This window comes from Pseudocoprococcus catus (genome assembly GCF_019734885.1).
GTDB classification, from domain to species: domain Bacteria; phylum Bacillota; class Clostridia; order Lachnospirales; family Lachnospiraceae; genus Coprococcus_A; species Coprococcus_A catus.
Genome location: NZ_JAAXCM010000041.1, coordinates 36,162 through 60,458 on the forward strand (window position 1 = coordinate 36,162; position 24,297 = coordinate 60,458).

General features: G+C 43.9%; 20 protein-coding genes. 18 read left to right on the forward strand and 2 right to left on the reverse strand.

Annotated features, from left to right (window positions below):
* Positions 1–113 precede the first annotated feature (113 nt).
* Positions 114–1,931 carry a DUF885 domain-containing protein gene (locus HED67_RS11910; RefSeq protein ID WP_221718428.1) on the reverse strand — a complete coding sequence of 606 codons (1,818 nt, stop codon included), beginning with the start codon at positions 1,929–1,931 and terminating at the stop codon, positions 114–116.
* Positions 1,932–2,157: 226 nt separating this feature from the next.
* Here HED67_RS11910 and metG point away from each other — a divergent pair, with 226 nt between their 5' ends.
* The 18 genes from metG to HED67_RS12000 all read left to right on the forward strand — a co-directional run bounded on the left by metG (position 2,158) and on the right by HED67_RS12000 (position 21,798).
* A complete protein-coding gene (gene metG / locus HED67_RS11915) occupies positions 2,158–4,134 on the forward strand; it encodes a methionine--tRNA ligase (protein ID WP_221718429.1) in 1,977 nt (658 codons plus the stop codon).
* Positions 4,135–4,361: 227 nt separating this feature from the next.
* Positions 4,362–4,988: a trimeric intracellular cation channel family protein gene (locus HED67_RS11920; protein ID WP_221718439.1), complete on the forward strand. Its 627-nt coding sequence runs from the start codon at positions 4,362–4,364 to the stop codon at positions 4,986–4,988.
* A 16-nt stretch (positions 4,989–5,004) separates the two neighbouring features.
* Positions 5,005–5,781, forward strand: coding sequence for a TatD family hydrolase (locus tag HED67_RS11925; RefSeq protein WP_178441350.1), 777 nt, complete (start codon positions 5,005–5,007; stop codon positions 5,779–5,781).
* A 561-nt stretch (positions 5,782–6,342) separates the two neighbouring features.
* Positions 6,343–7,206 carry a 16S rRNA (adenine(1518)-N(6)/adenine(1519)-N(6))-dimethyltransferase RsmA gene (gene rsmA / locus HED67_RS11930; protein ID WP_178440457.1) on the forward strand — a complete coding sequence of 288 codons (864 nt, stop codon included), beginning with the start codon at positions 6,343–6,345 and terminating at the stop codon, positions 7,204–7,206.
* A gap of 261 nt (positions 7,207–7,467) precedes the next feature.
* Positions 7,468–8,751 carry an L-aspartate oxidase gene (locus HED67_RS11935; protein ID WP_178440459.1) on the forward strand — a complete coding sequence of 428 codons (1,284 nt, stop codon included), beginning with the start codon at positions 7,468–7,470 and terminating at the stop codon, positions 8,749–8,751.
* Entirely contained in the window at positions 8,744–9,595 is an 852-nt protein-coding gene (gene nadC, locus HED67_RS11940; protein WP_221718430.1) for a carboxylating nicotinate-nucleotide diphosphorylase, read from the forward strand. The genes HED67_RS11935 and nadC overlap by 8 nt, the downstream gene beginning before the upstream one ends.
* 14 nt (positions 9,596–9,609) lie before the next feature.
* Positions 9,610–10,149: a transcription repressor NadR gene (locus HED67_RS11945; protein WP_178440463.1), complete on the forward strand. Its 540-nt coding sequence runs from the start codon at positions 9,610–9,612 to the stop codon at positions 10,147–10,149.
* Between the two features lie 70 nt (positions 10,150–10,219).
* Positions 10,220–11,137, forward strand: coding sequence for a quinolinate synthase NadA (gene nadA / locus HED67_RS11950; RefSeq protein ID WP_221718431.1), 918 nt, complete (start codon positions 10,220–10,222; stop codon positions 11,135–11,137).
* A gap of 173 nt (positions 11,138–11,310) precedes the next feature.
* Positions 11,311–12,438, forward strand: a complete 1,128-nt coding sequence (locus HED67_RS17425; protein ID WP_221718432.1) for a DUF6128 domain-containing protein — start codon at positions 11,311–11,313, stop codon at positions 12,436–12,438.
* 85 nt (positions 12,439–12,523) lie between these two features.
* Positions 12,524–13,255, forward strand: a complete 732-nt coding sequence (locus HED67_RS11960; RefSeq protein ID WP_221718433.1) for a Crp/Fnr family transcriptional regulator — start codon at positions 12,524–12,526, stop codon at positions 13,253–13,255.
* A gap of 120 nt (positions 13,256–13,375) precedes the next feature.
* Positions 13,376–14,155 (forward strand): FAD-binding protein, encoded by a 780-nt coding sequence (locus HED67_RS11965; protein WP_178441797.1) that lies wholly within the window; start codon positions 13,376–13,378, stop codon positions 14,153–14,155.
* An 11-nt stretch (positions 14,156–14,166) separates the two neighbouring features.
* Positions 14,167–15,513: an FprA family A-type flavoprotein gene (locus HED67_RS11970; protein ID WP_178441796.1), complete on the forward strand. Its 1,347-nt coding sequence runs from the start codon at positions 14,167–14,169 to the stop codon at positions 15,511–15,513.
* A 447-nt stretch (positions 15,514–15,960) separates the two neighbouring features.
* The gene (locus HED67_RS11975) at positions 15,961–16,494 is read left to right on the forward strand and encodes a helix-turn-helix domain-containing protein (RefSeq protein ID WP_178440682.1); all 534 of its coding nucleotides are present in this window, start codon (positions 15,961–15,963) and stop codon (positions 16,492–16,494) included.
* Positions 16,495–16,581: 87 nt separating this feature from the next.
* Complete coding sequence (gene potA / locus HED67_RS11980) at positions 16,582–17,625, forward strand: spermidine/putrescine ABC transporter ATP-binding protein (RefSeq protein WP_178440680.1); 1,044 nt, start codon at positions 16,582–16,584, stop codon at positions 17,623–17,625.
* The gene (locus HED67_RS11985) at positions 17,626–18,444 is read left to right on the forward strand and encodes an ABC transporter permease (protein ID WP_178440678.1); all 819 of its coding nucleotides are present in this window, start codon (positions 17,626–17,628) and stop codon (positions 18,442–18,444) included. It abuts the gene before it with no gap.
* Between the two features lie 9 nt (positions 18,445–18,453).
* The gene (locus HED67_RS11990; RefSeq protein WP_221718434.1) at positions 18,454–20,310 is read left to right on the forward strand and encodes an extracellular solute-binding protein; all 1,857 of its coding nucleotides are present in this window, start codon (positions 18,454–18,456) and stop codon (positions 20,308–20,310) included.
* Positions 20,311–20,428: 118 nt separating this feature from the next.
* Entirely contained in the window at positions 20,429–21,205 is a 777-nt protein-coding gene (gene udp, locus HED67_RS11995; RefSeq protein ID WP_178440674.1) for a uridine phosphorylase, read from the forward strand.
* Positions 21,206–21,336: 131 nt separating this feature from the next.
* Positions 21,337–21,798, forward strand: a complete 462-nt coding sequence (locus HED67_RS12000; protein WP_246612217.1) for a cytidine deaminase — start codon at positions 21,337–21,339, stop codon at positions 21,796–21,798.
* Between the two features lie 160 nt (positions 21,799–21,958).
* Here the strand turns inward: HED67_RS12000 and HED67_RS12005 are convergent, their stop codons facing one another.
* Entirely contained in the window at positions 21,959–24,172 is a 2,214-nt protein-coding gene (locus tag HED67_RS12005; RefSeq protein WP_221718435.1) for a hypothetical protein, read from the reverse strand.
* Between the last annotated feature and the right edge of the window lie 125 nt (positions 24,173–24,297).

The following is a 24,297-nucleotide window of genomic DNA, read 5'->3' on the forward strand; positions in this document are numbered from 1 at the left end:
TACTCCTCCTGAAATGATAATTCAAGTTGATCACTTGCACATAGTTGTGCAGCGCATACCACTAATCAATAGTTTAGTTGATTAAAGAGGGAATGTCAAGTTGAACAGGAGAATCAAGCATCAATATAATCTTTTTGTATATATTTCTCTAATATGTCAAAGGAACATGGACCGACATTTAGGATACATTGATGAAATTGTGTTAAGTCGAAATCATCTCCCATGGTTTCTTCGGTATCCTCCCGCAGTTCTTTAAATTCCATGTAGCCGATACAGTACGGCAGGTAGGACGCGGGATCGGCTACGATAGCCCGAAAAACGGAATGAACGGTTTCGTCATCATCAAAGCCATAATCAGCCAGAAATTCGGCCGTATTTTCTTCAGTCCAGCCCTCGTAGTGGATACCAAGGTCAATGCGTCCGTAGAGGGCCAGGGTGATATCCTGATTCAGCTGCAGGCAGCGAATGAGGGAGCTGTCAAGTCCGGTCCATTCGTAAGACATATTCTCCGCATAGGTGGCCCATCCTTCAACGTAACCGAGAAAATTCATAGTCTGACGCAATGGATCTGGCTTGGTGGCTGAAAAGGCAGACTGCTGATAGAGATGTCCCGGATAGCCTTCGTGGGCCAGCGTTGTGAAAAGAGTCAGATTGTCTGTAATCTGACTGTTGTTCAGGTAAATGACATTGCTGTCAGTGACGTCTACCGGCGGAATCATATAGAAAGCAGGATTCATGCTGTCTTCCAGTGATTCAGGTACGTATTTAAGGGTATATTGATCTGTGACAGCATCGGGAAAATTGTCTTTCAGATCTTTTTGAAGGGCAGAAAGGATGTCCTTCGGATCGCTGATAGCAATATCCATGTTTTCATCCAATTGATCAGACAGTTTTTCATCAGAAGAGATAAGAACAACCATTTGCAGCATACTGCTTTTGAGGGTATCATCCAGCCATTCGATCAATTCATCAGGGGACTTGGAGGAACCGGTCTTAGTTTTGATCAGATATTCATAGTATTCTTTGCCATGGTCAAAATAGTACAGACCGTTGTCATTGGTTCCGTTGCCTTTCAAAGCGTTTAAGCCATCAATGAGGGAATGATAAGCAGGAATGACATAATTCTTTACAGAATGATTATTCTGATCGATATAGGATGATTTTTCAGCGTCTGACAGATCAGAGATGGCTTCGAGTTTATCAGGAAAGACTTCTATGAGCATGTTGTTGTTCGGATCTTCTATAAATGTCTGACAGGCATCGACAACCTCTTTTACAGATTCATCAGACATAAACAGGCCCACATTGGCTTTGGCTTTTTCATAATCAAGAATATTGTTGAAATAGTCAGGAAAATCTTTCAGCAGTGTCAAATAGTCATCAATATCAGCACGGCTGTAAAAAGCGTACTCTGACATCATCACAGGCAGCAGGCTCTGGATACCGGAAGTGCTGCTTAAATACTCGGGATAATAAAAGAGTTCCCTGGTGTCATACATCTGGTCTGTGTCAAGAAATTCATCAAGAATATCATAGGTTTGCTGCTGCTTTTTATCCAGGCTGTCATAATCAAAATCGTGCAGTTCACTTTGGAGGGCGGAGGTGCTGATATCGGATACAAAGGTTGAAATCGGATTCTGCAGGTCAATACGGCCAAGATTTATGTTATCAAGGTCAATATCATAGGCGGATGGATCCTGGAGTTCAAAATGCAGCGTCAATGCATCCGTACTGATGGATTGGGTGAAAATTTCCCGTGTAAAGTCATCGAATTCAGTATTGGCCTCTATGCTTGAGGAACCAACACTGTAACGATGATCATAAAGGTCCTGAGCGGCAGCTGATGTCAGCAGACTGTTGGATGAACAGCCGCATAAAAGTATAGATGAAATGATCAGGCTGGCAGTCATTTGTCGAAATGTTTTTTTCATAATAAAGGGACTCCTCTCTTTGCGGGTATTATTATTCAGAGCGAAGGTGTGTGCTGATTGACAGTATGGATTGTTTATGCACATTATAGCATAGGAGTAGTATGGCAGTCTTCTTCTATTTTTATGTTATTTTGCAGTTGTATTCATGTTTTGGTTATACTATAATTAGTAACTAGAATGAATATTTGCGCCTCGGTGCGTTGGATAGATCAGGAGGAGAGAAAAAATGGCAAAAAAACCATATTATATTACAACGGCGATTGCCTATACATCAGGCAAGCCACATATCGGCAATACTTATGAAATTGTTTTAGCTGACAGTATTGCACGTTTTAAGAGAATGCAGGGCTATGATGTCCGTTTCCAGACAGGTACAGATGAGCATGGTCAGAAGATTGAGATTAAAGCCAGTGAAGCCGGTATTACACCGAAACAGTTTGTAGATAATGTATCCGGTCAGATCAAAGAAATCTGGGATCTGATGAATACATCTTATGACAAGTTTATCCGTACAACAGATGAATATCATGAGAAGCAGGTTCAGAAGATTTTCAAGAAACTGCATGATCAGGGCGATATTTATAAAGGCTATTATGAAGGCAAATACTGTACACCATGTGAATCTTTCTTTACAGAAAGCCAGCTGGTGGACGGCAAGTGTCCGGACTGCGGCCGTGAAGTCATTGATGCCAAGGAAGAAGCTTATTTCTTCAAATTGAGCAAATATGCAGACAGACTGATTGATTATATCAATACACATCCTGAATTTATTCAGCCTGAATCCCGTAAGAATGAGATGATGAACAACTTCCTTCTGCCGGGTCTGCAGGATCTGTGTGTATCCAGAACTTCTTTCAAATGGGGTATTCCGGTTGATTTTGATGATAAACATGTTGTTTACGTATGGATCGATGCTCTCAGCAACTACATTACAGGCCTTGGCTATGATGTGGACGGCAATAGTGATGAACTCTACAAGAAGTACTGGCCGGCCGACCTGCATCTGATCGGTAAGGATATTATCCGTTTCCATACGATTTACTGGCCGATCATGCTGATGGCACTGGATCTGCCGCTGCCAAAGCAGGTATTTGGTCATCCATGGCTGCTGGTTGGTGACGGCAAGATGAGTAAGTCAAAGGGCAATGTGATTTATGCGGATGATCTGGTGAATTATTTTGGTGTAGATGCAGTTCGTTACTTTGTTCTGCATGAGATGCCGTTTGATAATGATGGTTCTATCACATGGGAACTGATGGTTGAACGTATGAATTCAGATCTGGCGAATATTCTGGGCAATCTGGTGAACCGTACCATTTCCATGAACAACAAGTATTTCGGCGGTGTGATTTCCAATCCGGGTGTGAATGAGCCTGTTGATGATGATCTGAAGGCAGTTGCACTGGCTATGCATGAGAAAGTGGATGCCAAGATGGAGAAACTCAGAGTGGCAGACGCGATTACTGAAGTATTTACACTGCTCAGAAGATGCAATAAATATATCGATGAGACAGAACCATGGAAACTGGCGAAGGATGAGACAAAGCAGGACAGACTGGCAACCGTTCTCTACAATCTGATGGAGGGTATCCGTATGGCAGCCGTTGCACTGGCAGCTTATCTTCCGGATACATCTGCCAAGATTCTGGATATGCTGGGTACACAGGAAAGAGATTATTTGAAGCTTGACCAGTTCGGACTTCTCGAAACAGGCGGCAAAGTCGTTGAAAAGCCTGAGATTCTTTTTGCTCGTGTGGACATCAAAGAGCTGATGGAGAAGGTTGAAGCGGACAAGGCAGCCAATGCACAGGCACAGCCGGCAGCAGAACCTGCGGAGGAAGCTGAGACAGAAGAAGGCATCGATATTGAGCCGAAGGCAGAGATTACATTTGATGACTTTGAGAAGCTGCAGTTCCAGGTAGGTGAGATCATTGCCTGCGAAGCGGTGAAGAAATCCAAGAAGCTGCTTTGCTCGCAGGTGAAGATCGGCAATCAGGTGCGCCAGATTGTTTCCGGCATCAGAAAGCATTATTCACCGGAAGAAATGGTAGGCAAGAAAGTCATGGTTGTGACCAACCTGAAACCGGCGACTCTTGCGGGTGTGAAGTCTGAAGGTATGATTCTCTGTGCAGAAGATGCAGATGGCAATCTGTCTCTGATGGTTCCGGAGAAGAAGATGCCTGCAGGTGCTGAGATCTGCTAATAAGCGGAAATTGAATCAGGCATTAGGCTGGCGGTTGATTTTAGAGTTTGACGGCTGAAGCTTAAAAAGTAAATAAGAGAGCCTCAGGGATGACACGGAAGAATATCGGGTTGTTTCTGGGGCTTTTTATAAACAGAGGAGAGATATTTTCTATCTGTTATACGCTCCTTGGGAGTGTTCAGTAAAGGTTTGGGTGTAAAGCGAGGGAATAATTTGTGAATACGGAAATGCTTGTATTTATCATAGAAATCATCGGAACGGTGGCTTTTGCCTCATCCGGTGCTATGGTCGGCATCCGCAAAAAAATGGATGTTTTGGGGGTTATTGTGATGGCTGTCATGACCGCTGTCGGAGGCGGAATTATCAGGGATCTGGTGCTGGGCATTCACCCGCCGAATACCTTCAAGAACCCGATTTATGTAGAGTATTCGGTTCTGACAGCGGTGATACTTTTTATTGTTTTTTATATCAAAAAACAAATGCTTGACAGCAAGGCATTGTTTTATTATGAGAAAATAATGATTCTTCTGGATGCCATTGGTCTGGGAGCCTTCACGGTCATTGGTGTGGAAACAGCTTATGAGATCGGATTTGTCCACCACAGGTTTCTGTTGTTATTTGTCGGTGTTATCACCGGTGTCGGCGGCGGTATGATTCGTGATATGATGGCGCAGCAGATCCCATTTATTCTGGTAAAGCAGATTTATGCCTGTGCATCACTGATCGGTGCCGGTGTCTGTATCTGGCTGATGCCTTATCACAAATCGGCCAGTATGATTCTGGGAGCAGTAGTGGTGGTCATTATTCGTATTCTGGCGGCTACTTACCGATGGGATCTGCCTAAAATTGATTAGAGTGGAGAGATAAAGAATGATTTTTGAGACACATGCACATTATGATGACAAGATGTTTAATGAAGACAGAGAAAGTCTGCTGGATGGCATGCAGGAAGCAGGAATCGGGCGAATTGTGAATATCGGCGCTGATCTTGCATCTACAGCGTCAAGTATTGCTCTTGCGGACCAATATCCTTTTGTTTATGCGGCAGCAGGCGTACATCCAAGTGATGCCGGCCAGTTAAATGAACAGACTTTTCAATGGCTCGGTGAGCAGGCAGAGCATGAGAAGGTTGTGGCAATCGGAGAAATTGGACTTGATTATTATTGGGAAAAGGATCCAAAGGCCAGGGCAAATCAGCAATATTGGTTCAGACGCCAGATGAACCTTGCCAGGGAGAAAAAACTTCCGATTGTTATCCATTCAAGAGATGCAGCAAAGGATACACTGGATATTGCCAAAGAAGAGAAGTTATCAGAAATCGGCGGTGTTGTCCATTGCTTTTCTTATTCGGTGGAAATGGCCAGAGAATATCTGAATATGGGGATGTATCTTGGCATCGGCGGGGTGCTGACTTATAAGAACGCCAGAGTGCTGAAGGAAGTCGTGGACTATGCCCCTATGGACAGACTGGTACTGGAGACAGATTCTCCTTACCTTACACCGGTGCCAAACCGCGGCAAACGCAATTCTTCACAGAATCTTCCCTATGTGGTGATGGCTATTGCGGAGATCAAGGGAATCACAACGAAAGAAGTTGAGGATATAACCTGGGAAAATGCTGTAAAAATGTATCGGATGTCTCTGTAAATGATTACAAAAAGTGTTTCGTCCATTATAATGATGCTATAGTTTATTTGAACCGACTATCTGGAAGAAGCGTCTGCAATATGACGGTCATATTGGGTTAGAGTTATTACTTTGCAAACTATGAGAAACACGCTCCGCGAGTTTCTCAAGTTATCGCGGCCTCTACACTCCGTTTCGGTCGTTGCTAAACAAGCGCCACTGGCGCTTAGCAACGCCAAGGTCTCGTGCAAGCACTGACTTTGGCTCGTTGCTCGCGTAAATAAAAATGGTCAGACTATTTGTTCTGACCATTTTGCAAATTCGTTTATTCAAATAAAAAGGGGAGGATTGGATGCGGCCGCTTTATTCAAAAGTCATTGCATGCGGCCTCATCCGATTATGAAAAAGAAAAGAAAAAATCTATATAATGTGTTATTAGCACTTGCTTTTGTTTTTTTATGGCTTTATTATAGAAAAGAAATGTGGCGAATATGTGACCGCTTTCTGAAAAGAAAATGAAGTTTCTTAACAGAATCAGGTACAAAAGGTAAAGAGTTTATTTAGAAAGGTATTTTTATATTTATGGAAAAACTATCCAATCCGCAGAGAACGATTGAGGTAATAAAGAAATACGAATTCTGTTTTCAGAAGAAGTTCGGACAGAATTTCCTGATTGACGGACATGTTCTGGACAAGATCATTGCCGGGGCCGGTGTGACAAAGGATGATATGGTTCTGGAGATCGGTCCGGGTATCGGAACGATGACACAGTATCTGGCAGAGGCGGCAGGCAAAGTTGTTGCGGTAGAGATTGACAGAAATCTTCTCCCTATTCTTCAGGAAACTTTGTCAGATTATGACAATGTAAAAGTGATTCATGCAGATGTTCTGTCTCTTGATCTTGAAAAACTGGTGCAGGAGGAGAATGGCGGCAGACCGATCAAGGTTGTGGCCAATCTGCCGTATTATATTACAACACCGATTATTATGGCATTATTTGAGCAGCATGTACCGTTGGCCAATGTGACGGTTATGGTGCAGAAGGAAGTAGCAGCCCGCATGAAATCCGGTCCGGGTTCCAAGGATTATGGGGCGCTGTCTCTGGCGGTGCAGTACTATGCGGAGCCGTATATTGTGGCTAATGTGCCATGTAACTGCTTTATGCCGCGCCCGAATGTAGATTCAGCGGTCATTCGTTTGACTCGTTATGAAGAACCGCCGGTACAGGTGAAGGATGAGAAGATGCTGTTTAAAATTATCAGAGCGTCTTTTAACCAGCGCCGCAAGACACTTCAGAATGGCCTGAACAATTCTTCGGAATTGAACTTTACAAAGGACCAGATTGCAGCAGCTATTGCAGCAGCAGGATTTTCACCATCTGTGAGGGGTGAGGCACTGACGTTGGAGCAGTTTGCACGATTGACGGACATTTTGCTGAACGCTTAAAAGGAGACTGTGCGGTAAGTTAGAAACTGAAATAAAAGAGAGACTCACAGCAGGCTTAACGCGTATAAATGACATAAAAAGCACAAAAAAAGGATTCAGATCTTGGTTGTCTGAATTCTTTTTTTGTGCTTTTTATGTCAGAAATTCAGATAATATGTTAGATATATAAGCATTGACATATCATCTGTCTTGACAGCTGATATGTCAGGTTGTATAATGACGAAAGCAGTAAAACCTTAGCGGGAAAGAGGTATAAATAAAATGAATGAATATTATGACGTCATTATCGTGGGAACCGGTGCAGCCGGATTGTACTGCGCTTTGATGTTGTCGGAGCGGAAGAAAATATTGATGCTGACAAAGCAGGAAGCCGATCTGTCAGATTCTTTTCTGGCACAGGGCGGTATTTGTATGCTCCGTGGGGAAGATGATTATAAAGACTATTTTGAAGATACAATGCGTGCTGGACATTATGAGAATAATGAACGTGCCGTGGATTTGATGATCCGCAGTTCCAACGACATTATCAGGGATCTGGTTTCCAGAAAGGTGGATTTTGCCAGAACAGCGGATGGAGAACTTGATTTCACAAGAGAGGGTGCCCATTCGAGACCGAGAATTTTGTTTCATAAGGATATCACGGGCAAGGAGATTACAAGTACACTGCTGAAACAGGTTTTGACAAAAGAGAATATTGAAATCCGTGAGCATATGACCATGGTGGATCTGATTGAGAAGGATAATATCTGCGGCGGTGTAGTAGCCATGGATGAGGAGAATCATGTTTATCCGATCCGTTCACAGTATGTGGTACTGGCCTGCGGTGGTATCGGCGGTTTGTACCAGAATTCCACCAATTATCCGCATATTGCCGGGGATGGCCTTGGTATTGCCATGGAACATCAAGTTGAGGTGGAACATCTGGATTACATACAGATCCATCCGACGACACTCTTTTCCAGAAGTAGGGGAAGAAGATTTCTGATTTCTGAATCGGTGCGCGGTGAAGGCGCATTATTATATGACAAAAACGGACAGCGTTTTACAAATGAACTTCAGCCAAGAGATGTTGTCAGCCAGGCGATTTTTGCACAGATGGAGAAAGACGGTACGGAATTTGTCTGGGAGGATATGCGTCCGATTGGGGAAAAGACCATAAGAGAGCATTTCCCGAATATTTATCAGCATTGCATGGAAGAAGGATTTGACCCAATCAAAGAGCCGATTCCAGTTGTACCGGCCCAGCATTATTTTATGGGTGGTATTAAAGTCGATTTGTCCAGCCGGACGTCTATGAAAGGCCTTTATGCCTGTGGTGAGACAAGCTGCAATGGTGTACACGGCAAGAATCGTCTGGCCAGCAATTCTCTGTTGGAATCGCTTGTGTTTGCCAGAAGGGCAGCCTATGATATGCTGTTTGGTCAGGCACCGGATCCGTGTCAGGCAGAGACGGATTTGAAGCGATATGAGGATAAAGAGGCACTGCTTGAGAGGTATCATCAGATTGTATTAGAAGGAATAGGAAGGATGAGAGAAAATGAATAGTATTACAATGCAGCTTCAGGCAGACAAATTGATTCGCATGGCGTTGGAGGAAGATATTACAAGCGAGGATGTGTCAACCAATGCGGTGATGCCAACAAATGTAAAGGGAACGGTAGATCTGATTGCCAAGGAAGACGGCGTGATTGCAGGGATGGATGTATATGCCAGAGTTTTTAAGCTTCTGGATGAAAGTATGGAGATTGAGATGTTCTGTCAGGACGGCGATGAGGTTAAAAAAGGTGATCTGATGGCAAAGGTGACAGGGGACATTCGAGTCCTTCTGTCAGGGGAAAGAGTTGCACTGAATTATCTGCAGCGAATGAGCGGCATTGCAACTTATACAAGGAGCGTGGTCAAGCTTTTGGAGGGCAGCGGCGTGACATTGCTCGACACACGCAAAACCACACCGAATTGTCGTGTTTTTGAAAAATATGCGGTTCGTGTCGGCGGCGGATGTAATCACAGATACAATCTGTCCGACGGTGTTCTTTTGAAAGATAACCATATCGGAGCAGCAGGCAGCATTACAAAGGCGATTCAGATGGCAAAGGCGTATGCGCCGTTTGTCCGAAAGATTGAGATCGAGACTGAGACACTGGAACAGGTGGCAGAGGCGGTGGAGGCCGGTGCGGATATTATCATGCTGGACAATATGACCCCGGAAGTGATGAAGCAGGCGGTTGCTCTGATTGATGGCAGAGCTCAGACAGAGTGTTCAGGTAATATTACAAAGGAAAATATTGCACGTATTCGTGAAATTGGCGTAGATTTTGTATCAAGCGGCGCATTAACTCATTCAGCACCAATTTTGGACATTTCTATGAAGAATTTGCATGCAGTGTGAGAGGAGCTGAAAAAATGAAAGCTTCGGAGAGAAGAAATGCGATTTTGAAGCTCCTTCAGAATGCGGAAGAGCCTGTTGTGGCCAGAAAGCTGGCAGAAAAATATGGGGTGAGCCGGCAGGTGATTGTTCAGGATATGGCGGTGATTCGGGCGTATACACCGGGAATTATTTCAACAACAAAAGGCTATGTTATGGAACAGGAACCTCGCTGTGTGAGAGAATTTAAAGTACGCCATACACAAAGTGATGCGGTAAAAGAATTGAATCTGATTGTGGATTGCGGCGGCAAAGTGTGCAATGTCAGTATCAGTCATCGAGTTTACGGGCGTGTGAGTGCAGAGATGGATATTCGTTCAAGACAGGATGTTGCAGAGTTTATTGCAGCATTAAATGACAGTCAGTCAACTGTACTGAGTACAGCTACTTCAGGCTATCATTATCATCTGGTAGAGGCGGCCAGTGAGAAACGTTTGGATTTAATTGGTGAGGAGCTGAAAAAGGCTGGTTTTCTGGCACCGCTTCAGCCATGGGAACATAAGGATAAAGTCGGGTAGCTGCGGTGGACTGATAATCAATGATATATATTATAACAGATTTGGTAACAGTGAAAGGGGCATAAAAAAGATGACAATTGCAGAAATTCAGCAGGAAATTATGCGTATGAAAAAGGAACAGGATGTTTGTATTCTGGCTCATGCTTACCAGGGTCAGGAAATACTGGAAGTTGCCGATTATATGGGGGATTCTTATGGTTTAAGTGTGCAGGCATCAAAGAGTAATTGCAAAGGCGTGATTATGTGCGGCGTGCGGTTTATGGCAGAGACTTGTAAAGTTCTTAGTCCAGACAAAAAGGTATGGTTAGCGAATCCTTTGGCGGGATGTCCAATGGCAGAACAACTGGATCTGGAAGGACTTCGTGAATTAAAGGCAAAGTATCCGGATTATGCAGTTGTGGCTTATATCAATACAACATCTGAATTAAAAACAGAGTGTGATGTTTGCGTCACATCTTCTTCTGCAGTACAGATCTGCAGCCGTCTGGACAATGACAAGATTCTTTTTATCCCGGATCCGAATCTGGGCCGTTATGTGGCAGAGCAGATGCCGGAGAAAACATTTGCCTTTTATAACGGCGGATGTCCAAGACATATTGTTGTCAGCACCAAAGATGTGGAGAAAGCGCGCAAGGCCCATCCGAATGCACTGCTTCTGGTGCATCCGGAATGCCGTCAGGAAGTGGTTGAACAGGCCGATTATGTCGGCTCCACAACAGGTATTATGAATTATGCCAGAAAATCTGACTGCAGAGAATTTATTATCGGAACGGAAAACAGTATTGTAGAACATCTGCAGTTTGACTGTCCGGACAAGGCCTTCTATCCGTTGGCTGTTCCGCTGACATGCATGAATATGAAAATCACAACATTGATGGATATTTATAACTGTCTTAAAGGCCGGGGTGGAGAAGAAATCCGGCTGCCGGAGAATGTTATTGAGGGTGCCGGAAGATGCATTCGTCGAATGGTAGAACTTGGAGAATAAAGGTTTATAAAGTAAGATAAAAAAAGTTATCATTAACTCTGCATTTTTCTGTTGTAGTTGATGATAATTTTTTTGCATATTTTTTGATGTGCAGGCATATATATATGAATAAGCGCTGTGGTGAAAAAATGATTGTGAAAAGAATTATATCGATGGCCTAGGAGGGGATTTCTGTGGCGGAGTATCGGCGTTTTATTTCTTATATGTATTTATATGAAGATGGAAGAAAAACAATTAACAGTGGGTTTGTGCGGGTTGAAAACAGGGATGACCAGTGCCGTATATTGATTCATATGTCGGGAATCTATAATAGTGAGAATGATGTTTATCGGGTGTATATGCTGATTCGGGAATCCGGCGGTTACATAGGTATTGCAGTCGGAGAAGTTCAGATCCGTCAGCAGACAGGAGAAATGGAGATTATTATGGACAGTGCGCATTTGATGGGGACGGCATATGATTTAAGTCGTGTTGCGGGAATGGTTTTATTAGGGGAGAATGGCAATGTTTATGGCACACGGTGGGATGATGAGCCATTAGAAACAGATAAATTTGTTAACAGAGAGCAACTTTCGGAAAAATTAGTGAGGTTTGGAAATGCAAATGCTGACGCTGCAGTGGATGAAAAAGATGATGGGGCCGATATGAAGGAAAATGCTGAGCAGCAGGATGAACAGTCTGCAGATGGCTTTAATTTGCGGGAGATATTGCAGAGGGAGCCCGTACAGCATGCGGATGAGAATCCGCTGATTCCGGAAGAAGAGTTGGCTTTAGAATCTAATTTGGAAAATGCAGCGGAATTGAGAAATATGGATAAAAGAAATACAGAAATTGAAGAAAGCTCTATGGCGTTGGCTTCAGATGCAGAAATTGAAGAAACAGAATCTATTCATGAAAAGGGGAAGGAATGTCCGATGAACGTCTATGAACTGTTGATGTCGCAGCTTCCACAGATGTATCCTTTTGAGGATGACAGTGTAGAGGACTGTGTCCGGATGGAACTTCAGGATATCGGACGTATGCCGATGTCCTGTTGGGTTTATGGCAGCAATAGTTTTCTGCTTCATGGTTATTATTGTTACAGGCATTTAATTTTGGCAAAAGTAGAACGAAGGAAAGATAAGGATGGGATTGATGATATGGCAGAGCATGAAGATATTTATCTGATGGGAGTACCGGGTATCTGGCAGCATAGGGAACAATATATGGCATCTATGTTTGGCTTTAGAAAATTTAAACCGGTGAGTCATGAAAAACAGAGGAGCGGTGATTTTGGATACTGGTGTGTGGAATTGAAATAAAGCTGGCTATTGGCCTTTGGGACTGTTAAAATAAAGATAACAGATAAAAACATATCAAGTCAAAAGTGTAAGTGGGGAATACAATATGACAAAATGCAATTATAGGTCCGCGCCGGAAGAAGAGGATGAACAGTTCTTAGCTCCGAGTCTGGCACAAAATAGCTTGTTTAAAAATGTTACAGAAGAGAGTATCGGACAGATTCTTGTCTGTTCCGGTGCAAAGATGCATACATATAAAAAGAATGAAACGATATTTTGCCAGGGAGACAAAGCAGATTATTTTTATGCCGTATTAAAGGGAACGGTATCAGTTATCTGTTATATGCCATCCGGCAAGGTGAATGCGTTGTATCATGTTGCTTCCGGAGCACTGCTTGGAGAGCATTACAGCAGTCATCTGGCAACAAAAGGCAGGGCCTACTGGTATGAGGCAGTAGCATGCGAACCGGTGGAAGTACTGGAAGTGCCGTGGCAGTATCTGTATAGTTTTTGTGACAAAGCCTGCGATCACCATAAGCAGCTGATCCAGAATCTGTATGAGAGCATGTCAACCAAAGAATGGATGGCTGTAAGAAAGCTGAATGTACTTGGTTTTTCCAGTGTACAGGAGCGGATTGCTGCCTGGCTTTTGCAGGAGACGGATAAGAAGGGGATGGTGGAGCTGAAGACGAACCGAGAGGAACAGGCGGATTATCTGTGCGTAGCCAGACCATCCCTGTCGAGGACTCTTATGCAGATGCAGAAGGCAGGCATCATAGAGACCAGACGGAATCAGATACGTATTTTGGATAAAGAAAAGCTGGAAAAAATTTTGTAAAATATGGAAGTTTGTAACAGCTGTTACAGACTTCTTTTGCTATTATATATATAATTATATTAAATCAATAATAATTACTGTTTTTAAATAAAAGATATAATTTAACGGAGGTGCCATTATATGAGTATGAATTTTGTGAACGAACCAACAAGAGCATGGGATCCTAAAAAAAGACTGCGCGAGATGATTAATGAAGGCAGTGATGCAGCGAATGTGGACAAACTGGTGGAATTGTTGATTGATGATGGATTTGATTTTTCATTAACGGCGGATCCGATGACACCGATTGATGAGGCTGAACGTGTTGTTTCTGTTGGTATGGGTATTGCGGTTAAGAGTGACATGTACCTGATGGAGAATCTGGCTCAGGCAGCGGGGGCAGCACTTGGATGTTCAAGACCGGCTTTTGAACGTCTGAAAGTCCTTCCGAGAGAAAGATTTGTAGGTATGAGCGGCGAGAAATTTACAGGTACACTTTATATTGCCTGTGCGATCTCCGGTGCACAGCAGCATCTGAAAGGTATTGAAAAGGCACATACAGTTGTAGCTATCAATAGAAATGAAAAGGCACCGATTTTTAAACACGCAGATTATGGTATTGTCGGTGATATTCGAACAATTCTGCCATTGCTGACGGAAAAACTGAACAGTGATCTGCCGAAACCGGATCCGAATGCCAAACCGGTTAAACGTGAAATGCCATTATACTCGAAGACAACAGCAACGGCAGATGGCCGCTATGTATGTATGGGATGCGGTTATGAATATGATCCGGAAAAGGGTGATCCGGATGCAGGAATTGAACCGGGAACGCCATTTGAGGCACTGCCGGAAGACTGGATCTGTCCGGAATGCGGTGTATCAAAGAGTGAAATGATCAGTGCGGTAACAAGAGGATAGGAGGGCGCAGAATGAACGGAGTAAGAAAAGTAACAGAAGATTTATATTGGGTTGGCGTTAATGATAAGCGAATTGAGTTATTTGAGAATATTCATCCGATTCCGGAGGGTGTTTCCTATAATGCCTATCTTTTGCTGGATGAAAAAACAGTGCTTTTTGATACTGTAGATTGGTCAGGATGTCGCGTATTTCTTGAGAATATTGCAGCGGTTCTGGACGGCAGAAAGCTGGATTATCTTGTTGTTAACCACATGGAACCGGACCATGCTGCTTCTCTTGAAGAAGTGCTGATCCGTTATCCAGAGTGTAAAGTTATCAGCAATGAGAAAGCATTTATGTTCATGCGCCAGTTTGGTTTTGACGTGGATGGCCGTGAAGATACAGTTAAAGAGGGAGATACAAGATGCTTTGGTAAACATACCGTTACGTTCCTGATGGCACAGATGGTTCACTGGCCGGAAGCCATGGTAACATTTGATACAACCAACGGCGTTTTATTCTCAGCAGATGCATTCGGTTCCTTTGGCTCACTGGATGGCCGTCTGTTTGATGATGAAGTGAACTTCGACAGAGATTGGATTGACAATGCCAGAAGATATTTCACCAATATTGTTGGAAAATACGGACCATTTGTGCAGCAGCTGTTAGCAAAGGCTAAAACTGCACCGATTAAGATGTTCTGTCCTCTTCATGGCCCGGTATGGCGTACCAATCTCGGATATTATCTGGACAAGCATGATAAATGGAGCCGTTACATTCCGGAAGAAAACGGTGTTATGATCGTCTATGCATCTATGTACGGCAACACGGAATCCGCAGCCCAGGCACTGGCAGCACAGCTGTGTGAAAAAGGCGTTACCAATGTGAGAGTATACGATGTGTCAAAGACTCATGTATCCTATCTGGTGGCAGAAGCCTTCAAATACAGCCATATTGTACTGGCATCGGTAACTTATAACCTGAATATTTATCCGGTGATGGAAGACTTCCTGCACCATCTGAAGGTACTGAATCTGTCAAAACGTGTCTTCGGCATCATCGAAAACGGTTCATGGGCGATTAAATCCGGTTCATTAATGGAGCAGTATATTGATGAGAATCTGAAGGACTGCAAGATCCTGAATGCCAGAATGACCATCAACTCATCGGCAAACCGTTCCAATGCGTCCGAACTGGATGCCCTGTCGGATGCCATTGTGAAATCTGTGGCTATTGAAGGAAGAGTTTTCGAACAGCGTGTCCTTGATGATGCAGCCTTTGCAGAGGAAGAGGCAAGAAAAGCAGCACTTAAGAAAATGTCAGCGAAAGAGAGAATGGCATTGATGAGAGCAAAGCACAGACAGGAAAAGGGCGAATAACAGCGCAATGGAGAAGCGCATTGTGTAAAGCACATATGATATAATGTCTTCGAAGAAAGATATTAAAAGTTCCAAGAGAAAAAAGAAAACCCCAGAGGTGTCAGCCTCTGGGGTTTTCTGCATATAAAAACAGGCATAATTTTTGCAATGTATAAGGTAAAAGAAATTGATTGATAGTGAAAAACTTCAGACGTTGCTTGTGTTGGGAATTGATCAGGAAGAATTGCAGAAAATGATTGAGAAACAGCGGATGCCAAATCATGAACAGTTGGAAGAACAATAAGAAAAAGCTGACATTGTGCAGAGATTCAATTATAGAAAATATGTCTGCAAGATGTCAGTTTTATTTTACTAAACTTTTTGTTTAAAAATACTTGACAACGACAGGAATTAATCTATAATAGATTTGTTTAGTAATATCGAACTAAAAGTTAAGGAGGAATCAGCGTGGATATAGGTGCAAAGATTAAGCTGCTCAGGATTAAGAATCAGCTGACCCTTGAGGAGCTGGCGAACCGCAGTGAGCTGACGAAGGGGTTTCTTTCTCAGGTTGAGAGGAATCTGACGTCTCCGTCTATTGCAACGCTGGAGGATATACTTGAGGCCCTCGGTACTTCACTGGGCGAATTTTTTTCCGATGACAGAGATGAGCGTGTGGTATTTACGGCCAATGATTATTTTATCAATGAGCAGGAGGCCTATGACATTTCCTATATTGTGCCGAATGCCCAGAAGAACAGCATGGAGCCGATTCTGATTAAGCTGCATCCGGGATGCGAATCGGAGACATACGGCCCTTATGAGGCGGAGGAGTTCGGTTATGTCCTTCAGGGAAAGGTGGAGCTGCATTACGGCAAGGCACAATATATGTTGAAAAAGGGGCAGACTTTCTATCTGAAGGGAGATAGAGAACATTATCTGAAGAACGCAGGAGAATCCGAGGCGAAGGTGATATGGGTTTCCAATCCACCTTCATTTTAATGTAATGAACGTGCATGAATTCGGAACCGGATTCTGTATCAGGACTGGCGAATAAGTCCTGAATCTAAATTGGCAAGGGAGAAGACCATGGAGAAGATTATTGAGCTTAAGAATCTGACGAAGAATTTTGATGACCAACAGGTTTTGAAGGGCATCAATCTGGACATTCATCAGAATGAGTTTCTGACACTGCTGGGGCCGAGCGGCTGCGGCAAAACAACAACACTGCGTATTATTGCCGGTTTTGAGGAGGCCAGCAGCGGTGAAGTGCTGTTTGATGGCATGGATATTTCAAAAATTCCGGCCTATAAACGTGAGATTAATACCGTTTTCCAGAAGTATGCATTATTTCCGCATATGAATGTGTTTGACAATGTGGCTTTTGGTTTGAATATCAAGAAGATGGACAAAGCTGTGATCAAGACAAAGGTAGAGCGTATGCTGGCTATGGTTGGTCTGGCAAATTATGGTTCTAAGGATGTGACGTTGTTGTCCGGGGGCCAGCAGCAGCGTGTGGCTATTGCCAGAGCACTGGTGAATGAGCCGAAGGTGCTTTTGCTGGATGAGCCGTTGGGAGCATTGGATGCGAGACTTCGTAAAGAGATGCAGATTGAGTTAAAGAAGATTCAGAAGGAAGTGGGTATTACTTTCGTGTTTGTTACCCATGACCAGGAAGAAGCCCTTTCTATGTCTGATACGGTTGTTGTTATGAATGAGGGAACCATTCAGCAGATCGGGACACCGATTGACATTTACAATGAACCGGAGAACCGCTTTGTGGCAGGCTTCATCGGTGAGTCGAATATTATCGAAGGTGTTATGATCAAGGATTTCCTGGTAGCTTTTGATGATTTTGAGTTTGTCTGTGTGGATAAAGGCTTCCCTGAGAATGAGCCGGTGGATGTGGTGATCCGTCCTGAGGATATTGATATTGTGCAGCCGGATAAGGCCAGTCTGAAGGGCATCGTCAAGTCTGTTACCTTCAAGGGTGTGCATTATGAGATAATTGTTACTACTAAATACCGCGATTACAGAATTGACACAACGGATTATTTTGCTGTCGGACTGGAAGTGGGACTGACATTTACGCCGGAAGACATTCATGTTATGTGGCAGATGGGGAGTTACTAGATGAAGCATTTTAGAAAATTAACAGGGCCGTATTTTGCCTGGTTGGTGCTGTTTGTACTGATTCCGCTGGTACTCATTGCAATCTATGCATTTACTACAAGCGGTAATCCGGTGAAAACACTGAATTTTACGTTGATGAATTTTGCGAAAATCAATGAATCAACTTATATCAAAGTATTTATCAAGTCCATTGAGATGGGTGTCCTGACAACCGGAGTCTGTTTGATTCTTGGCTATCCGATGGCTTACCTTATTGCAAAATGTCCGGAGGAGATGCAGGATATGCTGATTATGGCGGTAACCATTCCGACCTGGATTAATATGCTTCTGAGAACCTATGCGTGGATGAACCTTTTGTCAGACAACGGTATTATCAATGGTCTTCTCGGTATGCTGGGTATTGATCCGGTAACCATGATGTATACGAATTTTTCTGTTGTTGTGGGTATGGTCTGCAACTTTATGCCGTTTATGATCATTCCGATTCATACTTCACTGAGAAAAATGGACAATTCTCTCATTGAGGCAGCCATGGATCTGGGCGCCAATCCGTTCCAGACATTTCAGAAGGTTGTTCTGAAACTGTCCATGCCCGGTGTGATCAACGGTATTGTGATGGTTTTCCTGATGGCGATTTCTTCTTTCGTTATTCCGAAGCTCCTGGGCGGCGGGCAGTTTGTCCTCATTGGTAATCTGATCGAATCTCAGTTTGTATCTGTTGGAGACTGGAATTTTGGCAGTGCCATTTCACTGATTCTGGCGGTTCTGATTCTTGTGGCCATGCGTCTCATGAAGAAGATGGATGTACAGGACAATTAGGAGGCGGCCATGCGAAAGAAAAACAGTTTATTTTCAAAATTTTATATTGCGATATGTTTTGCTTTTTTCTATCTGCCGATTCTGGTGACGATGGTATTTTCATTTAATTCATCGAAATCATTGTCGAAATTCACAGGATTTTCCCTGCGCTGGTATAAAGCGCTCTTGGAAAACAGCGAGATTATGTCAGCAGTTTATGTTTCTGTGACGATTGCTATACTGGCAACCATTGCGTCAACAGTTCTCGGAACAATGACAGCTATTGGTTTGTCAAAGTCACGGAAGATTATCAAAGATATGGTGCTCAGTATGAATGATATTCCGATTCTGAATCCGGATATCGTTACAGCCATTGGATGGATGCTGCTGTTCTCATCTCTGGGATTCCAGAAGGGATATATGACTATGCTTCTGGCACACATTGCCTTCTGTACGCCGTATGTCATTACCAGTGTGTATCCGAAGGTGAGAAGCCTGGACCCGAATCTGGCCAATGCGGCCATGGACCTTGGTGCCACACCGTATCAGGCACTGACGAAAGTTATTCTTCCGATGATCCGACCGGGCATATTTGCCGGTGCGCTGCTGGCTTTTACTATGTCTTTTGATGATTTCGTTATTTCCTATTTTGTATCAGGAAACGGCGTCAAGAACATTTCAATTGTCGTTTATAACATGACAAAACGTATCAATCCGACGATTAATGCGCTGTCAACCATTGTTATTGTGGTGATTGTTGTGATTCTGCTTCTGGCTAATCTGCTTCCGAGACTGGGCGGCGGTGACAACAAGAAGAATAATCAGAACATGAAGAAATTGGTGGCAGGTGTAGCTGTTTTTGCATTAGTACTCAGTCTTGTGACCTGTGTGGCCAACAAGAGCAATAACAAAGAGGCAAGAGTGCTGAGGGTTTATAATGCCGGCGAATATATCGATCCGGATCTTCTGACAGAGTTCCAGGATGAGTACAATTGCACGGTTATTTATGAAACATTTGAGTCAAATGAGATGATGTATACAAAGCTTCAGGCCGGAGATGCCTATGATATTCTGATTCCTTCGGATTATATGATCGAGCGTCTGATCAGGGAAGATTATCTGCAGCCGATCGATTGGGATCGTCTGACCAATGCAGAGGGATTGAATCCGGATGTTATGAACAAAGAATATGATCCGGGCAATGTTTACTCTGTTCCTTATTTCTGGGGTAATGTGGGTATTCTCTATGATACAACAGTTGTGGATCCAGCGGATCTCAGTGAAGGCTGGAATCTGCTGATGGATACGAAATATGCAGGTAATCTGTATATGTATGACTCTGAGCGAGATTCCTTTATGATCGCCCTGAAAGCCCTGGGATATTCCATGAATACCCACGATGAAAACGAGATTCAGGCGGCTTATGAATGGCTGATTCAGCAGAGAGATACCATGAAACCAGTTTATGCCGGCGATGATGTCATTGACAACATGATTTCCGGTAACAAAGCACTGGCAGTTGTTTATTCCGGTGATGGTGCCTATATTATGTCGGAAAATGAAGATCTGGGCTTTTTGATGCCGGAAGAGGGAACGAACCTCTGGTATGATGCCATGGTTATGACCAGGGATTGTGAGAATACAGAACTGGCTTACGAATTTATGGATTTTATGCTGAGAGATGACGTAGCTTACAGAAATACCCAATATGTCGGTTACAGTTCACCGGTTGTGGCTGCTTATGAGCAGGCACAGGAAGAGGATTACGAAGGTATCGAGGCATATGTACCGCGTGTCGGCTACGAAAAAGATGAAATTTTCCGTTATCAGGATACGGATATTAAGAAATTATTTGCTGAGCTTTGGACAAAAGTCAAGGCTCAGTAAGGGAAAAAGAGGCTGTTGTTGCAGCCTCTTTTTCATGTTATGATAAGGATATGGCATATTAGGGGAAGGAGCAGTATCATGCGATGTCTTGTAAAGTTAAAATAATGGGGGTGTCTATATGATTAATTATTCAGAAGATGCGAGCAGACAGTATCATATTCAGGTGGCCAAAGGGGAAGTGGGCCGGTATGTGATTCTGCCGGGAGACCCGAAGCGGTGTGTGAAGATCGCCGGGTATCTTGAGAATCCGGTGCTGATTGCGGATAACAGAGAATTTACGACTTATACAGGTGCTTTGGACGGCGTAAAAGTCAGCGTGACATCCACAGGTATCGGCGGGCCATCGGCTTCAATCGCCATGGAAGAATTGTATCGGTGCGGTGCGGACACATTTGTCAGAATCGGAACCTGCGGCGGTATGCAGCCGGATGTGAAAAGCGGAGATATCGTCATTGCCACGGGTGCGGTTCGTATGGAGGGTACCAGCAAAGAATATGCGCCTATTGAGTATCCGGCAGTGCCTGATTTTGGTGTGACAACAGCCCTTGTTTCCGCAGCGAAAGCTTTGAGGATGCCGTATCATACCGGGGTTGTCCAGTGCAAGGATGCCTTTTACGGACAGCATGCGCCGGAATTGATGCCGGTGAGCTATGAGCTGCAGAATAAATGGGAAGCCTGGAAGCGGATGGGCTGTCTGGCATCGGAGATGGAATCGGCGGCATTGTTCATTGTAGGCGGCCATCTGGGGGTACGTGTGGGCTCCTGTTTCCTTGTCATGGCCAATCAGGAACGGGCGAAGCTGGGCCTTGAGAATCCGGTGGTTCATGACACAGATGGGGCCATTCATGTGGCTGTGGAGGCTATCAGGAATCTGATTCGGGAGGACAACAGATAGCTCTTCGGAGGCGTTGGTATGGGCAGGATTTGCAGATAGGCCAGAGTAGAGATACAGGCATAGGAGCTTCGGCACCTATTAGGAATAGTGTTGGAAAAGGTTGAAATTCTGTGGATAAAGGAGGCAAAAGGATGGGTGAGCAGTGGATAAATCCTATTGGACATAATGAAAAATTGTCGGAAACGCTGATTCAGACACTGATTGAGACCGCTGTAAAACAGCTTCGATTTTCCTATACACCGTATTCTCATTTTAAGGTGGGAGCAGCACTCTTGGCTGCAGACGGAACAATTTATACCGGATGTAATATAGAGAATGCGGCCTTTACGCCGACAAACTGTGCGGAGAGAACGGCTTTCTTCAAGGCTGTCAGCGAAGGGGTTCATGATTTTCGTGCAATCTGTATTGTGGGCGGGATGAACGGTGTACTGAGTGGTTATACGCCACCCTGCGGTGTCTGCCGGCAGGTGATGATGGAATTCTGTGATCCGGAGACATTTCAGATTATTCTGGCAGCAGCCGATGGAAAGTATAAGATTTATTCTCTGAAGGAATTGCTGCCGGAAGGGTTCGGACCGGATAATCTGGATTAGAAAAGAAAACGGAACTTTCAATGCAAAGGACCGGAAGTGTGAGAGACTTCCGGTCCTTTTATACTGCCTGATGCACTCATATTTATACTAAGGCGGTAAAGGGCAGAGGTATAAGCATCAGGTTTTGGGTTACAGTCAGTATCAGGGGGATTGATAGTGACTATAATTGTCTGGTTGTACCGTTTTCATAGATCCAGTTGGTGATATTGCCATTGGAATCTGTAACACGGATATAGAGGGTTTTAATCTCACTCTTGCTGGTGAAACTTGTACCTGTTTTGTAATTTGTCTGGTCTGTAGAATATTCCACTTTGCTGATATCAACGCCTTCACCAGTTGCTGTGATGGAAGCTGTCCATGTCGTTGTTGTTGAAGGCTTTGACCAGAACCACCATTCGCCGCCGTTGCTGCCGGTTATCTTGGTAACGTTGACTTCGACGTGAACAGATGCGTGTGCAGGGTCTGCAGCACCACAGATCGTGCATTTGTGTGTATCCGGATCATAGCTGCAGTTTCCGTTTTCTGTGAAACCGCATACTTCACAAGTTCTGGCATGTGTGCCGCTGCCATCAGAGCTCCATTTGCCGAAGCTGTGTTCTTTGGATGCAACGGTGTCGTAGAATGCTGCTTTGGCTGCGGATTCAGATTTTGAGACGGTTAAACCGTTTGAACCGGCGATCAGGAACCAGTTGACGGTTGTTGTCTGTTCGCGGTTCCACCAACCCCATCCCCAGCCGGAGGACTGTTTTTCTGTAACGGTTGTGTAGAACATGTGATTCTTGAAAGTCCAGTAGAATGGTTCATCATTCAGTGTTAATGCATTATTCTTAAAGCCGATATATTTGCCGTCGGCATTCTGGATGCTCCACTTATCGCTGGATGATTTGGCAAATGTATAGGTGCCGACATCTGTACCGCCGATGGTCATCTGGTGGTTGCCCTCGGAAAGGCTGATTTCCTTTTGACCTTCACAGGAGATAGATGATTTCACTTCAAATTTAACCTGAATGGAGACAATGTTGCTTTCATCCCCCTGGATGGTTAAGGTTTCATTGTATGTTCCGGCAGGAAGCCCCTCTTTCGGCTGTACTGTAATTGTCTCAGCTCCCATCCAAGGTTCAAGATAGTCTCCGCTGTCCGGTGAAATGATATAGGCAGAAGATGCTGCATCGCTGGTCAGTTTCCAGTTGTAAATGCCTGCATTTCCAGTGCTGGTAATGGTAAATGTCTTAGCAGCAGGCTGGGTATAACCTTCATCATGGCTGCCGAAGTTTAATACAGATGTGTCGCTGGTCAGTTTATATTCCGGTATATGCAGATCAATATAAAAATCCTGATCAAGGACGGTATTGTGTTCGGCATCATAGGCGTAGAAGTGTAAATGTTCGTTGTAAATATCCTTTGTAAGATTTTGTTTAGGGGTAATTGTAAATTTGTAAGTATGATCTCTCAACAGGATATTTTCAGCGTTGTCATTTTCCAGTTCGATGGTATAAACAGTGGCTATTGTAGCACTTTTAATTTCCCAATCAGTAATATCTTTAAGACCGACGTTTTTCAAATATCCGGTGATAGGTTCGATTGGCATACCTTCAGGGACAACACCAAAGCCATAAGCTGATCTGGATAAGGCAATCTTATAATCCGCTTGCTGTTCTGTTCTCCTGTCAGCACGGAGTGTGAGATCATGATCCGGCATGGTCAGGGATGTGATATCATCCATTGGAGGATAAAGAATGGTGTCTACTTTGTCGGTTTCACATACCCATTGGTAGAAAACATACTTTGGATGGGTGATGGCATTGATTCTGACAGGAGATGTTCCGGAGATAACATCGGCTGTTGTTAGGTCTGTTCCAACAATTTTGGCATCATCTAATGTGAGTTTTTGGAAAGTCAGATCAAGTGATTTGCTGCCTGTCAGGTTGTTTTTGTCACTGAAGACGCCTCCTGTGATTTCACCGCCGAGACCATCAGAGATGGCATCACCGTCGTAATCTGTATCTGAAGCCAGATCATTTTCCACTGTATTCAGGAAAACACCATTGGAAATGACGCCCCGGTTAATGACATTGCTGCGGAAGACACCGCCTGAAATCAGACTTTCTCCGAGAGAACTGCCATTATAGATATCTTCATTGTACTGGGCAATAACGGTATTGCGGAAATCGCCTTTTACAATTTCGCCCTGATAAAGAACGACTTCACCGTGATAAGTACCGCTCTGTATGGTACCGCCGTTAATAATCTCAACAATCGGTTCTCCCATAAATGTACCGGAGAGGACATCACCGGAAATGATTAGCGGATACTGAATGTTATTCTGAGAATTTCGTCGTCCAAATGTACCGCCTGTGATGGTATTGACATCCAACAGGGTTTCTTTGCCGTCTTCTGTATTGTAAAAATATCCGCCGATAATTGAAGTGAACCCCTTTTGTTAGACAAAAATGTAAGTCTAATGAAAGGGGTTATTTCTATGTCTGGAAGAAAAATGTA